Genomic DNA, 14,289 nt, shown 5'->3' with positions numbered 1-14,289 from the left:
CGACGACTCGCCGCGGCGAGTGGCGGTGCGTCGACCAGTAAGTCCCATCCGTCCGGTACGTGAGACGGGGGTTCGACGTCCCCCTCTGGAACGCTCGCGAAATGAGATGAGTCACATGTACGACATGTATGCCTGGAACCGTTCGGAAGAGCACGAGGACGAGGCCGCGGAGGCCGTGCAGACCGCGCTGGACCGCCGCGACAACGGCGGGGCGCCTCAGAACTCGAGCCGGTAGAACATCGCCGACCGCTTCACCCCCGGCAGCGCCCCGGCGATCCAGGTCGAGATCCGGTGCGGCGCCGACAGGCGGTCGAACCCGCCCATGTCGAACGCGCTCACCGCGCTGACGCAGCGCAGCCTCGGATGGATCGCCACCAGCTCGCCAGGGCCGTCGATGCCCCAGCGGAGCGTGGCCCCGGCCTTCCGTACGGGCCTGTTGAGCTTCTGCAGGCGTATCCCGAGCCAGTTCACGGCGTCGAAGACGAACTGCCCGCCGGGGAAGCGGTCCACGATCGCCCGCAACAGTGCCCGGCCGTCGTCCGGGTCGAGGTAGTAGAGCAGGCCCTCGGCGACGACCAGCGCGGGGACGTCGTCCGGTACCTGCTCCAGCCACGTCAGGTCGGTGACCGACGAGGCGATCATGCGGTGGCCCGGCCGCTCGGGGAACAGCCGGCCGCGCAGCTCGATGACGTCGGGATAGTCGACGTCGTACCAGCGGACGGTGGGCGGCGGCGCCAGCCGGTGGAAGCGGGTGTCGAGGCCGCAGCCCAGGTGGAGCACGGTGGCATCCGGGTGCGTGGCGAGGTACTCGGCCGCCCACCGGTCGATGAAGCGGTCCCTGAGCGCGACGGCCGCGCCCAGGGCGGGGCTCATGCCGGTCTTGCGGAAATCGAAGTCGATCTTCTTGACCGCCTCGACGGCCAGGTCGTCGCCGAGTATCGGGCGCCTGGATCTCGCGTCGAGCGCCCGGCCGTACAGGGTGGCGAGGAGGGTGGCCTTCTCCTCGGTGAGTCGCACCTTCTCTGGCGCCATACCTCTACGCTAACGCCGCGCGGGCCAGCGCAAGCGCGCCCAGCAAGGGGGCGTCGTCCGCGAACCTGGCCGGGCGCGGCTGCGGCGGGAACGGCACCGCCCGGGCGAGCTCGGCCGCCAGCCTCGGCATGATCAGGTCCGCCGCGCCCATCATGCCGCCGCCCACGACCAGGCACTCGGGGTCGAGCACCACGCACAGGTTCGCCACGCTCATGGCGAGGGTCCGCAGTGTCTCCTCCACCAGTTCCCGCGCGCTCACCTCGGTCAGGAGCTCCGCCGCCGTGGTAGGGCGGCCCAGGAGGGCGGCGCCGCGGGCGGCCAGCGCGCCGCCGGAGACGCGCTCCTCCAGAGGTGCCCGGCCGTCGGCGAAGGCGGGCTCGCCCGGCGCCACCTGCAGGTAACCGATCTCGCCTGCCGCGCCGTGGGCACCCGGCACCACCTGCCCGTCCACCACCAGGGCCGCCGCCAGGCCGGTGCCGAGGTTCACATAGACGCCCGTGGAGACCCCGCGAAGAGCGCCCCAGCGCAGCTCGGCCGCGGCCGCCGCGTTGACGTCGTTGTCGATGGCGACCGGGATGTCGCCGTACTCCTCCCTGAGCAGCCTCGGCAGCTCGAGCCCCTCCCAGCCGGGGACGTTCGGGGCGAGCCGTACGACGCCATCGCGGATCACCCCGCACGTCGAGAAGCCCACCGCGGCCGGCGAACCCTCAAGGGCGCGGGCCGCCGCGAGCGCCCGCGCGAGCGTGTCGGGGCCGGTGTCCAGGCGCACGTGGGCGGAGAGTTCCGGGCCGTCGGAGCCGGACACCCCGATGGCGACCTTCGTCCCGCCCACGTCGATGCCCAGGACCCGGCTCACCGGGCGGCGCCCCTGCGGGCGAGCGAGTCGATCGCCACGGCCAGCGCCAGCACCCCGGCCGTCACCATGAAGCGCACCGAGGAGTCCACGCTGAGCAGGTACATGCCGTTGGTGATGGCCTGGATGACGAGGACGCCGAGCAGCGCGTCATACGCCCGCCCGCGCCCGCCGAACAGTGAGGTGCCGCCGATGACCGCGGTGGCGATCGCCATGAGGAGGATGTCGCTGCCTCCCGAGCCCTGGTTGACGGCGGACAGGCGGCTGGCGGCGAGGACGCCGCCGGCCGCCGCCAGCGTCGAGGCCAGCATGAAGGCCAGGATCCTGATCCTCGTGACGTTGATGCCGGCGCGCCTGGCGGCCTCGGCGTTGCCGCCGACGGCGTACACGTGCCGCCCGAACGCGGTGTGCCTGAGCATGAGGTCCAGCAGCACCACGAGCGCGCCGAAGATGATCAGCAGGAGCGGCACGCCGCGGTCCGCCGACATGACGAGCACCGCCGCGGCGAGCAGCACCGCCAGACCGCCCGCCTTCGCGAGCAGCCACCACAGCGGCGTCACCGGCAGCCCGGCCGCCAGCCGCAGCCTCCTGGCGACGAGCGAGGCGCCCGCCGACACGGCCACCAGCCCCGCCGCGACCGCCCACGCCAGCCAGCCGGGCAGCCACGTGTCGCTCAGCTTGGAGATGAACCCGGTGAACGGCAGGTTGATCGTCCCGCCCTGCCGCAGCAGGTAGAGCAGCAGGCCGAGCCAGCCCATCAGACCGGCCAGGGTCACCACGAACGACGGCATGCGCAGCTTGGTCAGCATCACCCCGTGCAGGAGCCCGATCGCCGCCCCGACGGCGAGCGCGAGCACGATGGCGAGCAGCGGGTTCCAGCCCTGCTTGACGTGGGCGATCGTCATGATCGTGGCGCACAGGCCGCTGACCGAGCCCGCCGACAGGTCGATCTCGCCGAGCAGCAGCACCATGATGATGCCGAGCGCGATCGTGCCGGTGGCGGCCATCTGGAGGACGAGGTTGGTGAGGTTCTCGGGGGAGAGGAACCGGTCGTTGAGCGTGCTGAACACGATCGCGATCGCCACCAGCCCGGCGACCACCGGCCACGCGCCCACGTCCCCTTGGCGCAGCCGCTCGACCGCGACCTTCGGCGTGTACGGCCTGCGTACCAGCGTGTCGGTCATTCTCCCGCCCCCGTGATCGCGGCCACGATCTCCTCCTGTGAGGCGGTGGCCGTACGGAACTCACCGGCGTTGCGGCCGAGCCGCAGCACCACCACGCGGTCGCTCGCCGCGCGCACGTCGGCCAGGTTGTGCGAGATGACCAGCACCGCGAGCCCGCGCTCGCGCAGCCGCCCGATCAGCGCCAGCACCTGCGCCGTCTGCTCCACGCCCAGCGCGGCCGTGGGCTCGTCGAGTATGACCAGCCGGGGCTCGCCGATCAGCGCCCTGGCGATGGCCACCGACTGGCGCTGACCGCCTGACAGCATCGCGACCGGCACCCTGATGTCCTTGATGCGCACGTCGAGCTGGGCGAGGAGCTCGCGGGTCGCGCGTTCCATGGCGAGGTGGCGCAGCAGCGACCAGCGGCGGCGCTCGGTGCCCAGGAACAGGTTGGCCACGACGTCGAGGTTCTCGCAGAGCGCGAGGTCCTGGTAGACGGTCGAGACGCCGAGGGACTGCGCGTCGTGCGGGTTGGCGATCCTGACCGGCGAGCCGTCCACGGTGATCGTGCCCTCGTCGGGGGTCACGACCCCCGAGATGGCCTTGACCAGGGTGGACTTGCCGGCGCCGTTGTCGCCCATGAGGGCCACGACCTCGCCGGGATGCAGGTCCAGGCGGGCCCCGTCGAGCGCCTGGACCGCCCCGTACCTCTTGGAGATGCCTGTCGCCGAGAGCATCTACTGGATGCCCTGCTTCGCGCACGCGGCCTTGACCTCGGCCGTGCAGATCTGGGCGGGCGTGTAGAAACCGTCCTTCACGATCGTGTCCTTGATCTTGTCGGCGGTGATGGGGATGGGGTCGAGGAGGAAGGCGGGGATGTCGGCGGCGCCGTTGTTGACCTTGGCGGGGGCGGTGGGCTGCTCGCCCTTGGCGATGGCGACGGCCAGCTCGGCGGACTTCTCCGCCTCGGCCCTGATGTCCAGATATATGGTCATGTACTGCTCGCCCGTGAGGATGCGCTGCACGGCGGCCAGCTCGGCGTCCTGCCCGGTGATCGGCGGGAGCTGCTTGTAGCCCGCGCGCTTCATGGCCGCGATCGCGCCGCCCGCCATGCCGTCGTTCGCGGACAGGACGCCCGTGATGTTGTCCTTGCCGAGCGCCGTGATCGCCTGCTCCATCTGCTGCTGCGCCTTGTCGGGGCTCCAGTCCGGCGTGTCGAACTCCCTGCCGACCTTCACCTTCCCGTCCAGCACGCTCTTGGCGCCCTTCTTGTAGTCGGCGGAGCTGGGGTCGGTCGGCGAGCCGTGGATCATCACGATCTCGCCCTTCGCCGTCGTCCCCCTGGCGTTCATGGCGTCCAGCAGCGCCTGGCCCTGCATCTCGCCGACCCGCACGTTGTTGAACGAGACGTAGTACGCGTAGTCGATGCCCGAGATGAGCCGGTCGTAGGCGATGACCGGGACCTTCTTCTGCTTGGCCTGGTTCACCAGCGGGGCCACCGCGTTGGCGTCCACGGCGTCGAGGACCAGCACGTCGGCCTGCTGGGTGAGCGCGGCCTCGACCTGCTGCTGCTGCTTGGGCGCGTCCTGCTCGGCGTTGCTGTAGAGGATCTTGCAGTCGGGGCAGAGCGACTTGACCTTCGCCTCGAAGAGCGGACGGTCGAACGCCTCGTACCGGGTGGTCTTGGACTCGGGCAGGAACAGCGCGATCGTCTTGCCGCCCTGGCTCTGCGTGGTCGTGGGGGTGGTGCCTGTGGTGTTCCCGCAGGCGGCGGTCAGTAAGACCGCCGCGACAGGGATTGATCGCCATGCTCGGTGCATCGCACTTCGTCCTTCCGAATGTGCCGCCCCTGTGCTTGGTAAGAAAGGTAATTTACTATCAGCCTCGTTGGCTAGATTTCTTTCGAGGAGGTTCGACGATGCGGGGTGACCTGGGCAATCCGCGCCTGCTTCGGGTGCTGAACGAGCGCCGCCTGCTCGACCACCTCCAGGAGCACGGCCCCGCCTCCCGTACCGACCTAGCCAAGATCACCGGCCTGTCGAAGCCCACGGTCTCCGCGGCCCTGGCCGGGCTGGAGGAGGACGGGCTCGTGCACCTCGTCGGGGAGCTCTCCGGCCGTCCCGGGCCCGTCACGTCCCTGTACGACGTGAACGCCGCCGCCACCCACGTCGCCGGCATCGACATCGGCCGCGACTGGATCAGGGTCGCCGTCGCGGACCTCCGCGGCACGTTCGCCGGCCGGACGGACGGGCGCAACACCGCGCGCACCTCCGCCGAACTCGCCCTCCTGGTCGGCGAGCTGTGCCGGGCGGCGGCACGGGAGGCCGAGCTCGACTGGCCGTCCATCGCCTGCGCCGTCGTCGGATCGCCCGGCGTGTACGACCCCGCGCTCGGCCGCCTGGAGTTCGCCCCCAACCTGCCCGGCCCCGACCTGGCCGAACGCCTGCGCGCCACGCTCGAGGTGGACCTCGTCATCGAGAACGACATCAACCTGGCCGCCGTCGGCGAGCACGTGCACGGGGAGGGGCGCGGGAAGTCCAACTTCGCGCTCGTGTCCATCGGGACCGGTGTCGGCATGGGCATCGTGATCAACGGCGAACTGTACGTCGGCGCGCGCGGGGCGGCCGGCGAGGTCTCCTACGTGCCCGCCGCAGAGGAGCCCGCGCTCCCGCCGGACGACGCCCTGGCCCACGGCGCCACCGAGGCGGTGACCGCGGCCCCCGGCGTCGTCCGCGCGGCCCGCGCCGCCGGCCTGACCCTGGACACGGCCAAGGAGGTCTTCGCCGCGGCGGCCTCCGGCGACGCCGTGGCCCGCTCGGTGGTGGAGGCCGAGGGCCGCCGCATCGGCGGGCTGCTGGTGGCGGTCGCGGCGGTGCTGGACCCGGAGGTGATCGTGCTCAGCGGCGGCGTGGGCCGCAACCTCGACCTCCTGGGCGCGGCCATCGAGACCCGGATCGCCGAGCTCGGCCCGCTGCGGCCGGCGGTGGTGGCCAGCACGCTGGGCGACAGCGGCGTCCTGCTGGGCGCGGTCGCCCACGCCAGGACCCGCGCCTGGGACCTCATCTTCGACGCCCGCCTGCCCTGAGGCACGGCTCAGGGCAGGCGGGCGCTTCCTACAGAGTCGCCTTGAACGTGGCGGGCGCCGGGGCGCTGCGCTGCTCCTTGAGCCTGGCCCACAGGCGTACGCCCTTGGGGTCGGGACGGACGGCGCCCACGAAGGATTCCCTGCGCCAGTCGCTCAGGCGCTCTTCCTTGACCACGTCACCCGTGTGCGGCGAGTGGACCATGTAGCCGGGCCGGGAGATCATCCCGACGTGCCCGAGGCCGTGGAAGAAGACGAGATCGCCGGGCTTGAGGTCCTTCCAGGCGATCTTCTTGGCGAACGCGCCGTACTGTTCGGCGGCGGTGCGGGGGAGCTCGATCCCCCCGTGCTCGTACGCCCGGAGCATGAGCCCGGAGCAGTCGTACCCGCTCGGGCTGGCGCCGCCCCACACGTACGGTGTGCCGCGCTTGCTCATGGCGAAGTCGACAGCGATCTTCCAGGCGGGTTTCGGCGCCTGCTGTTCCCGGATGCGTTTGATCTCGGCGCCGGTCAGTGTGGTGGGGTCGGTCAGAGTGGTGGGGTCTTCCTTGGGGGAAGCCTGGGCAGGGGTGGCCAGGAGGAGTCCGGCGGCGCCCACCGCCAGGGCAATGGCAATGCGAGACAGGGGTCTGTCCTTCCATGCGGCCGGCCGGGTTAGCTGACGGGCTCGGGCCTGGAAGTAGCCCTACGGCGGTGGGTGCCGATTCGCCCCAGGGGGGAGGTGGGTCCCCGGCTCCACGCAACCGCTGCGTGGATTAGGCCCGACGGACTCTAACGAAACGGTCAAAGAACCGCAATACGCACAAAACGGACGTCCGAGAAATGAGATGGAGTGTTCGTCAGTCGAGACGACGCGGTAAGGTACGGCCCATGGAGTCGCGTAACATCCGTCTGGCAGTCATCCCCGGCGATGGCATCGGCACCGAGGTCGTGGCCGAGGGCCTCAAGGTCCTGGAGGCAGTGGGCACGAAGATCGAGCCCACGCACTACGACCTGGGAGCCGCACGCTACCACCGCACCGGCGAGACCCTGCCCGACGCGGTGCTGGAGGAGCTGCGCGGCTACGACGCGATCCTCCTCGGCGCCGTGGGCGACCCCAGCGTCCCGCCGGGCATCCTCGAGCGCGACCTGCTGCTCAAGCTGCGCTTCGAGTTCGACCACTACGTCAACCTGCGCCCGGTCAAGCTGTTCCCCGGCGTGGAGACCCCGCTGGCCGACACGCCTGCCGAGGACATCGACATGATCGTCGTCCGCGAGGGCACCGAGGGCCTCTACGCGGGCACCGGCGGCGCCATGCGGCGCGGCACACCGTACGAGATCGCCACGCAGGAGTCGCTCAACACCGCCTACGGCGTCGAGCGCGTCGTGCGGTACGCGTTCGAGAAGGCCAAGTCGCGCCCCCGCAAGAAGCTGACGCTCGTCCACAAGACCAACGTGCTCACCTACGCCGGCGACCTGTGGCAGCGCACGGTCAACCGCGTGGCGGAGGAGTTCCCCGAGGTCACGACCGACTACTGCCACATCGACGCGGCCTCGATGTTCTTCGTGAGCCAGCCCGAGCGGTTCGACGTGATCGTCACCGACAACCTGTTCGGTGACATCATCACCGACCTCGGCGCGGCCATCGCCGGCGGCATCGGCCTGGCCGCCAGCGGCAACATCAACCCCGAGCGGACCGCGCCCAGCATGTTCGAGCCGGTGCACGGCAGCGCGCCCGACATCGCCGGCCAGGGCAAGGCCGACCCGACCGCGACCATCCTGTCCGTCGCCATGCTCCTCGACCACCTCGGCCGGCACGCCGAGGCGGCCAAGGTCGAGCAGGCGGTGGCCGAGGACATCGTCGAGCGGCTGGCCGGCTGGGCCGGCCGTACCACGCACGAGATCGGTGACGACATCACCGCGCGAGTATCCGGCTAGGACCGCCTAGCCCCGAGAGCGCCTGGTGGTCCGCGGAGGACCGCCGGGCGCTTTTTCGCGTCCAAACGGCCTAACCACCCCATTGGCCGCTTGCCATCCCATATAGCGAGACAATAAGAAGTACGGGGCTGCCCGCGGGCAGCGCCGGCCACCGACGCCTATCCGCAGTTTTCTGTAGGTTTGGGCAGATTTCGCAGAGAGAAGGACCTCCGTCATGACCATCGCTCAGAAGCTCAGCTTCGACGTGCAGCTATCCGACCACGCTCGCACCGCGGCCGAGCGAGAGCAGGTACTGGCGAACCCCGGGTTCGGGCAGATCTTCACAGATCACATGATCTCGATCGACTACACCGAGGGGCAGGGCTGGCACGACGCCAGGCTCATGCCGTACGGCCCGCTCTCGCTCGACCCGGCCACCTCGGTCTTCCACTACGCGCAGGAGCTGTTCGAGGGGCTCAAGGCGTACCGCCAGACCAACGGCTCGATCGTGACGTTCCGCCCGTACGCCAACGCCGCCCGCTTCAACCAGTCGGCCCTCCGGATGGCCATGCCCGAGCTGCCCGAGGAGACGTTCGTCGAGTCGCTCGAGCTCCTCGTCCAGACCGACAAGGAATGGGTGCCCACGACCGAGGGCCACAGCCTCTACCTGCGCCCCTTCATGATCGCCACCCAGGCGGGGCTGGGCGTCAACTACCCGTCGAAGATGTACAAGTACATGGTGATCGCCTCCCCGGCGGCCTCGTACTTCACGGGTGGCATCAAGCCCGTCTCGGTGTGGCTGTCCACCGAGTACACGCGCGCCGCCCCCGGCGGCACGGGCTTCGCCAAGTGCGGTGGGAACTACGCGGCGGCCTTCGTCGCGCAGCGGCAGGCGGTGGAGAACGGCTGCGACCAGGTGGTGTGGCTGGACGCCCACGAGCACAAGTACGTCGAGGAGATGGGCGGGATGAACCTGTTCTTCGTCTTCGGCGACAAGCTCGTCACCCCCGCGCTGACCGGCACCCTGCTGCCCGGCATCACCAGGGACTCGATCCTGGAGCTCGCCGGCGACCTGGGCCTGGAGACCGAGGAGCGCCTCGTCTCGGTCGATGAGTGGCAGGCGGGGTGCGCGTCCGGGGAGCTCACCGAGGTGTTCGCGTGCGGGACGGCGGCCGTCGTGACGCCGGTGGGCTCGGTGAGGGGCGCGGACCGCTCCTGGACGATCGGGGACGGCACGCCTGGTCCCGTGACGATGCGGGTGCGTGAGGACCTCGTGGGCATCCAGTACGGCGCCCGCCCCGACCCCCACAACTGGATCCACAAGGTCGCCTAGCGTGAGGTGGCCGGGTCCCCTCGGGGCCCGGCCACGCACGTTCTCGGCTAGTTCTTCCTGATCATCGTCATCCCGTCCGCGACGGGCAGCATGAGCACGGTCACCCGCGGGTCCTCGATCACCAGGTCGTTGAACTGCCTGATCTCCACGGTCGTCGTCTCGTCGTGCGCCGGGTCCGCCACGTGCCCCCTGCGCAGCGTGTTGTCCGCCAGGATCAGCCCGCCGGGCCGCAGGCGCTCCATGACCAGCTCGTAGTAGCCGGGATAGTTGCCCTTGTCGGCGTCGATGAAGGCCAGGTCGATGGGCTGGTCGAAGGCGGCGAGCGTCTCCAGCGCGGGCCCCAGCGTGAGCGTCACCCGGTCGGCCACCCCCGCTCGCTCCCAGTAGCGGCGGGCGACGGACGTCCACTCCTCGCTCACGTCGAAGCAGTGCAGCCGCCCGCCGGACAGCCCTCTGGCGATGCACACGGACGAATAGCCGGTGAACGTACCTACCTCCACGACGACCTGGGGGGCCACGAGCTGGGTGATCATGGTGAGGAAGGTGCCCTGATCGGGGGAGATCTGCATGCCGGCGGCGTCCCCCGTGGATTCGGCCGTCTCCTTGGCCAGCTCCTCCAGCAGGGGATCGGGCGGGGTGGAGTGGGCAAAGACGTACTGGGCGACGGCGGGGTCAAGGAGATATGCCTTCATGTGGCCATTCTTCCGGTTTCAGGTAGGGTCTGCGCGATCAATGACGTGAGAGTGGGCAGATGATGAAGCGGTTGCTGGCGGTGGCGCTCGCGTGCGTGGCCCTCGCCGTACTCGGGGTGCTGGCGTTCTCGGAGCCGGGCGAGTCGTCCGAAGAGGTGCGGCTGGCCCGGCAGGTGGACGGCTCGATGGTCCTGGCCGACCGGTCGAGCACCGCTCCCGTGCTCGACCTGTACGAGGACTTCGACTGTCCCATCTGCAAGGAACTTCACACCAGAGTAGACACGACCATCAGGAAGCTCGCGATGGAGGGCAAGGTCAAGGTCGTCTTCCACCCCGTGACGATCTTCAAGGACGAGCCCATGCGCTCGAACTCCATCCGCGCCGCCGCTGCCGCCCGCTGCGTCCCCGAGGAGAGCTGGCTCGCCTTCAGGGACGAGCTGTACGCCATGCAGCCGGCGCCGCACGGCGAGGCGTCCGGGTTCGCCGTCGAGGACCTGGTCAAGGCGGCCAGGCAGGCGGGGGCCTCGGTGGACGAATGCGTCAGGTCGCAGTCGTACGCGCAGGCTCATCTGGAGGAGACCGCGAAGGTACGGCTGGAGGGCACGCCGACGGTGCTCCTCAACGGGCAGGTGCTGGGCAACGAGGCATTCGACGCGGCGACGCTGGAGCGCGTCATCACCGGTGGCAGCGGCGTCACCGTGTAGTGGACTGTCCCAGAGGGTGAGATCGGTGTGCCAGATGGTGAATCCATGTGGCAGACTGGGTGGCACCATGTTCTACGGTCTGCTCATTATCGGCAGGCGCGCTGGCTGAAAAGGGACACCGCCAGCGCGCAGACCTCTCACGTCCGTGAGGGGTCTTTTTGTTTTCCAGGAACTTCCAGGGACCTTCCCAGAGAACTTTTGAGAGAAGAGAGACTGATGGCCGACGACCGGTTCCACGTCTACGACACGACGCTGCGTGACGGCGCCCAGCAGGAGGGGCTCAACCTCACCGTCGCCGACAAGCTTGTCGTCGCGCGCCAGCTGGACGGCCTGGGCGTCGGCTTCATCGAAGGGGGCTGGCCGGGCGCCAACCCCAAGGACACAGAGTTCTTCAGGCGCGCTCAAACAGAGCTCGACCTGAAGCACGCGCAACTCGCCGCGTTCGGCGCGACCCGCCGGGCCGGTGTGAAGGCAGCCGACGACCCATTGGTGGCCGCGTTGCGCGAATCCGGCGCGCCGGTCGTGACCCTTGTCGCCAAGAGTCACGACCGGCACGTGGAGCTGGCCCTGCGCACGACTCTGCAGGAGAACCTCGCGATGATCCGCGACACGGTCTCCCACCTCCGCGCGGAGGGCCAGCGAGTCTTCCTCGACGCCGAGCACTTCTTCGACGGCTACCGGTCCAACCCGGCGTACGCGCTCGAGGTCATCAGGACCGCCGCCGAGGCCGGGGCCGACGTCATCGCCCTGTGCGACACGAACGGCGGCATGCTCCCCGACGAACTCGCCGAGATCGTCCACGAGGCCGTACAGACCAGCGCCAGGGTCGGCATCCACTGCCACGACGACACCGGCTGCGCGGTCGCCAACACCCTGGCCGCCGTCAAGGCGGGCGCGACGCACGTCCAGGGCTGCGCCAACGGCTACGGCGAGCGCTCCGGCAACGCCAACCTCTTCACCGTCGTGGCGAACCTCCAGCTCAAGCGCGGCTTCGACCTCGTGCCTCCGACCGCCCTGGCCGACATGACCCGCGTCGCCCACGCGATCACCGAGGTCACGAACGTCACGCCCAACTCCCACGCCCCGTACGTCGGCACCTCCGCCTTCGCCCACAAGGCCGGCCTGCACGCCAGCGCCATCAAGGTCGACCCCAACCTCTACCAGCACATCGACCCGGCCGCGGTCGGCAACGACATGCGCATGCTCGTCTCCGACATGGCCGGCCGCGCCTCGGTGGAGCTCAAGGGCCGCGAGCTCGGCTACGAACTGACCCCGGAGAACACCAAGACCCTGGTGGCGCGGGTCAAGGACCTGGAGTCGCGGGGCTTCACCTTCGAGGCCGCGGACGCCTCGTTCGAGCTGCTCCTGCGCGACACCGTACACGGGGAGCGCACCCGCCACTTCGAGGTCGAGTCGTGGCGCGTCATCGTGGAGCGTACGAAGGGCGGCGAGCTGGTCAGCGAGGCCACCGTCAAGCTCCACGCCAAGGGCGAGCGCATCGTCGCGACGGGCGAGGGCAACGGCCCCGTGAACGCCCTCGACAAGGCGGTACGCCTGGCGCTCGAGAAGCTCTACCCCGAGCTGGCGAAGCTGGAACTGGTGGACTACAAGGTCCGCATCCTGGAGGGCACCCACGGCACGGGCGCCATCACCCGGGTCCTCATCACGTCCAGCGACGACAGGGCAGAGTGGGCGACGGTCGGGGTGGCGGAGAACATCATCGAGGCGTCGTGGCAGGCGCTCGAGCAAGCGGTGACATACGGCCTTCTCCGCGCCGGCCACAAAACCGCCTAGAGCTTCCCGGCGCTCCCGGGGACTGCATGGTCCTCCGCGATGGGACGCGCTTCGCACGACGGGGCTTCGGGCAGCGCCTCCCAGGGGGGCTCGCGCCCCCTTCGACCCCCCGAAGACCTCCGCTCGCTTCGCTCGCCGATCGCCCGCCCGTTGCCCGGTTACCGGGTGGGTCTGCTGGAGCCCGCCCCGAGCGATCCTCGCTGACGCTCGGGCTGTCTCATCAGGGGCTCCGCCCCGGCGTGAAGTCGCAGTTAGAGGCCCCTGCGTCCGACTCCCCCCACCTTGCGAGACCCATCGGGCTTACCTGGAATGTAATGGCGAATCGCAGGTGGGCCCTGCAATACGGCGATCAACGCCAGCCGAGCGCGGGAGCGACGTGGTTCAGGACCGATGCGAGGAGGTGGGCGTTGTAGTCCACGCCGAGCTGGCTGGGAACCGTCAGCAGAAGCGTGTCAGCCGCCGCGATCGCCTCGTCGGTGGCCAGTTCCTTGACGAGTACGTCGGGCTCGGCGGCGTACGTGCGCCCGAAGATGGCCCTGGTGGTGGCGTCGATGAAACCTATCTGGTCAGAACTCGCCTTTTCCTGACCGAAGTACGCGCGGTCCGTGTCGGTGACGATCGGCATGATCGATCGGCTCACCGAAACCCGCGGCTCGCCCTCGTGCCCGGCCTCTTTCCAAGCCTGCCGGTAGGCGGCGATCTGCTCGGCCTGCTGCACATGAAACGGCTTGCCGTTCTCGTCGTCCTTAAGAGTGGAGCTCATCAGGTGCATGCCCAGCCCGGCAGCCCACTTTGCGGTCGCGTTCGAGCTGGAACCCCACCAGATCCGCTCCCGCAGTCCTTCCGAATGCGGCTCGACACGCAGAAGCCCGGGCGGGTTGGGGAACATCGGCCGCGGGTTGGGCTGGGCGAATCCCTCACCGTTGAGCACTTTGAGGAAGACTTCCGCGTGCCTACGCGCCATGTCCGCATCGCTTTCGCCCTCGGCCGGCTCGTAGCCGAAGTAGCGCCAGCCGTCGATCACCTGCTCCGGTGACCCGCGGCTGATGCCGAGCTGTAGCCGTCCGCCTGCGATGAGGTCGGCCGCACCGGCGTCCTCGGCCATGTAGAGGGGGTTCTCGTACCGCATGTCGATGACGCCTGTGCCGATCTCGATCCGGCTTGTTTTCGCGCCGATGGCCGCCAGCAGCGGGAATGGACTCCCGAGCTGGTGGGCGAAGTGGTGGACCCGGAAGTAGGCGCCGTCGGCACCGAGTTCCTCGGCGGCCACGGCCAACTCAATCGCCTGCAGCAGGCTGTCGGACGCGCTGCGTACTTCCGAGTACGGCGAAGACATCCAGTGCCCGAAGCTGAGGAACCCGATCTTTTTCACACGTGCTTCAACCCTCTCCAGGCCAGGGACATTCCGGACGGCCCGCGGGCGCTCCCGTCCGCTCCGCCGGCACGCCTGACCTGGATCACGCGTGGGTCACCGCCGGCCGTCACGTTTCGATGTCACGCTCGATGAGGTCGCCGTCGGGGCGCTCTTTCCTGCGTCATCCTTGTCGTGCTGGCCGTCGTCGTAGGCGGCGTCACCGCACTCATCATCGTCATCGTCAAAGCCACCCGACCGACCCGGCCGATCCACCCCATGGCACCGCCGGGATGCTGCTGGACTGCGGCGTCACGGTCCTGGTCGTCTGCCCGGACCGCGCGGTCGCGGCCTACTATGCGCAGCCGATCGAGTCCGGGCTGCCTGGT

At 69.7% G+C, this 14,289-nt stretch carries 13 protein-coding genes and 1 riboswitch; of the genes, 5 read left to right on the top strand and 8 right to left on the bottom strand.

Annotated features, from left to right (window positions below; translation table 11 throughout):
- Positions 1–216: 216 nt before the first annotated feature.
- From AB0J64_RS04895 to AB0J64_RS04875, 5 genes are read right to left on the bottom strand one after another with little or no spacing between them, the layout of a single operon-like run.
- Complete coding sequence (locus AB0J64_RS04895; RefSeq protein ID WP_364020739.1) at positions 217–1,032, bottom strand: class I SAM-dependent methyltransferase; 816 nt, start codon at positions 1,030–1,032, stop codon at positions 217–219.
- 4 nt (positions 1,033–1,036) lie between these two features.
- Entirely contained in the window at positions 1,037–1,888 is an 852-nt protein-coding gene (locus AB0J64_RS04890) for an ROK family protein (protein ID WP_364020732.1), read from the bottom strand.
- A complete protein-coding gene (locus tag AB0J64_RS04885) occupies positions 1,885–3,069 on the bottom strand; it encodes a sugar ABC transporter permease (RefSeq protein ID WP_364020729.1) in 1,185 nt (394 codons plus the stop codon). Before AB0J64_RS04885 ends, AB0J64_RS04890 begins: the two co-directional genes overlap by 4 nt.
- On the bottom strand, positions 3,066–3,785 hold the full coding sequence (locus AB0J64_RS04880; RefSeq protein ID WP_364020727.1) for an ATP-binding cassette domain-containing protein: 720 nt from the start codon (positions 3,783–3,785) through the stop codon (positions 3,066–3,068). The genes AB0J64_RS04885 and AB0J64_RS04880 overlap by 4 nt, the downstream gene beginning before the upstream one ends.
- Positions 3,786–4,868, bottom strand: a complete 1,083-nt coding sequence (locus AB0J64_RS04875) for a sugar ABC transporter substrate-binding protein (RefSeq protein ID WP_364020724.1) — start codon at positions 4,866–4,868, stop codon at positions 3,786–3,788.
- 98 nt (positions 4,869–4,966) lie between these two features.
- On the opposite strand from AB0J64_RS04875, the gene AB0J64_RS04870 reads away from it, so the two are divergent.
- Positions 4,967–6,133, top strand: coding sequence for an ROK family transcriptional regulator (locus AB0J64_RS04870; RefSeq protein ID WP_364020721.1), 1,167 nt, complete (start codon positions 4,967–4,969; stop codon positions 6,131–6,133).
- A gap of 28 nt (positions 6,134–6,161) precedes the next feature.
- Here AB0J64_RS04870 and AB0J64_RS04865 read toward each other — a convergent pair whose 3' ends face one another.
- Positions 6,162–6,728: a C40 family peptidase gene (locus AB0J64_RS04865; RefSeq protein WP_364020718.1), complete on the bottom strand. Its 567-nt coding sequence runs from the start codon at positions 6,726–6,728 to the stop codon at positions 6,162–6,164.
- A gap of 30 nt (positions 6,729–6,758) precedes the next feature.
- Positions 6,759–6,902: riboswitch (cyclic di-AMP (ydaO/yuaA leader) on the bottom strand.
- Between the two features lie 98 nt (positions 6,903–7,000).
- Here AB0J64_RS04865 and AB0J64_RS04860 point away from each other — a divergent pair.
- A complete protein-coding gene (locus tag AB0J64_RS04860; RefSeq protein ID WP_364020715.1) occupies positions 7,001–8,047 on the top strand; it encodes a 3-isopropylmalate dehydrogenase in 1,047 nt (348 codons plus the stop codon).
- Positions 8,048–8,261: 214 nt separating this feature from the next.
- The gene (locus AB0J64_RS04855; protein ID WP_364020712.1) at positions 8,262–9,359 is read left to right on the top strand and encodes a branched-chain amino acid aminotransferase; all 1,098 of its coding nucleotides are present in this window, start codon (positions 8,262–8,264) and stop codon (positions 9,357–9,359) included.
- A 47-nt stretch (positions 9,360–9,406) separates the two neighbouring features.
- On the opposite strand, the gene AB0J64_RS04850 is transcribed toward AB0J64_RS04855, so the two are convergent.
- A complete protein-coding gene (locus AB0J64_RS04850; protein ID WP_364020709.1) occupies positions 9,407–10,051 on the bottom strand; it encodes an O-methyltransferase in 645 nt (214 codons plus the stop codon).
- A 59-nt stretch (positions 10,052–10,110) separates the two neighbouring features.
- Between AB0J64_RS04850 and AB0J64_RS04845 the strand changes: the two genes are divergently transcribed.
- Entirely contained in the window at positions 10,111–10,755 is a 645-nt protein-coding gene (locus AB0J64_RS04845; RefSeq protein ID WP_364020706.1) for a thioredoxin domain-containing protein, read from the top strand.
- Positions 10,756–10,971: 216 nt separating this feature from the next.
- Entirely contained in the window at positions 10,972–12,549 is a 1,578-nt protein-coding gene (gene cimA, locus AB0J64_RS04840) for a citramalate synthase (protein ID WP_364020703.1), read from the top strand.
- A 349-nt stretch (positions 12,550–12,898) separates the two neighbouring features.
- Here cimA and AB0J64_RS04835 read toward each other — a convergent pair whose 3' ends face one another.
- Positions 12,899–13,921 (bottom strand): LLM class flavin-dependent oxidoreductase, encoded by a 1,023-nt coding sequence (locus AB0J64_RS04835; protein ID WP_364020701.1) that lies wholly within the window; start codon positions 13,919–13,921, stop codon positions 12,899–12,901.
- Between the last annotated feature and the right edge of the window lie 368 nt (positions 13,922–14,289).

The organism is Nonomuraea sp. NPDC049695 (assembly GCF_040674955.1).
GTDB lineage: Bacteria > Actinomycetota > Actinomycetes > Streptosporangiales > Streptosporangiaceae > Nonomuraea > Nonomuraea helvata.
This window is presented reverse-complemented; position numbering and strand designations above follow the sequence as displayed.

What these genes read in the sequence shown, in the direction of transcription:
- AB0J64_RS04895 (WP_364020739.1), bottom strand. Translation starts at nt 1,032, where the DNA reads ATGGCGCCAGAGAAGGTGCGACTCACCGAGGAGAAGGCCACCCTCCTC.
- AB0J64_RS04885 (WP_364020729.1), bottom strand. Translation starts at nt 3,069, where the DNA reads ATGACCGACACGCTGGTACGCAGGCCGTACACGCCGAAGGTCGCGGTC.
- AB0J64_RS04880 (WP_364020727.1), bottom strand. Translation starts at nt 3,785, where the DNA reads ATGCTCTCGGCGACAGGCATCTCCAAGAGGTACGGGGCGGTCCAGGCG.
- AB0J64_RS04875 (WP_364020724.1), bottom strand. Translation starts at nt 4,868, where the DNA reads ATGCACCGAGCATGGCGATCAATCCCTGTCGCGGCGGTCTTACTGACC.
- AB0J64_RS04870 (WP_364020721.1), top strand. Translation starts at nt 4,967, where the DNA reads ATGCGGGGTGACCTGGGCAATCCGCGCCTGCTTCGGGTGCTGAACGAG.
- AB0J64_RS04860 (WP_364020715.1), top strand. Translation starts at nt 7,001, where the DNA reads ATGGAGTCGCGTAACATCCGTCTGGCAGTCATCCCCGGCGATGGCATC.
- AB0J64_RS04855 (WP_364020712.1), top strand. Translation starts at nt 8,262, where the DNA reads ATGACCATCGCTCAGAAGCTCAGCTTCGACGTGCAGCTATCCGACCAC.
- AB0J64_RS04850 (WP_364020709.1), bottom strand. Translation starts at nt 10,051, where the DNA reads ATGAAGGCATATCTCCTTGACCCCGCCGTCGCCCAGTACGTCTTTGCC.
- AB0J64_RS04845 (WP_364020706.1), top strand. Translation starts at nt 10,111, where the DNA reads ATGATGAAGCGGTTGCTGGCGGTGGCGCTCGCGTGCGTGGCCCTCGCC.
- cimA (WP_364020703.1), top strand. Translation starts at nt 10,972, where the DNA reads ATGGCCGACGACCGGTTCCACGTCTACGACACGACGCTGCGTGACGGC.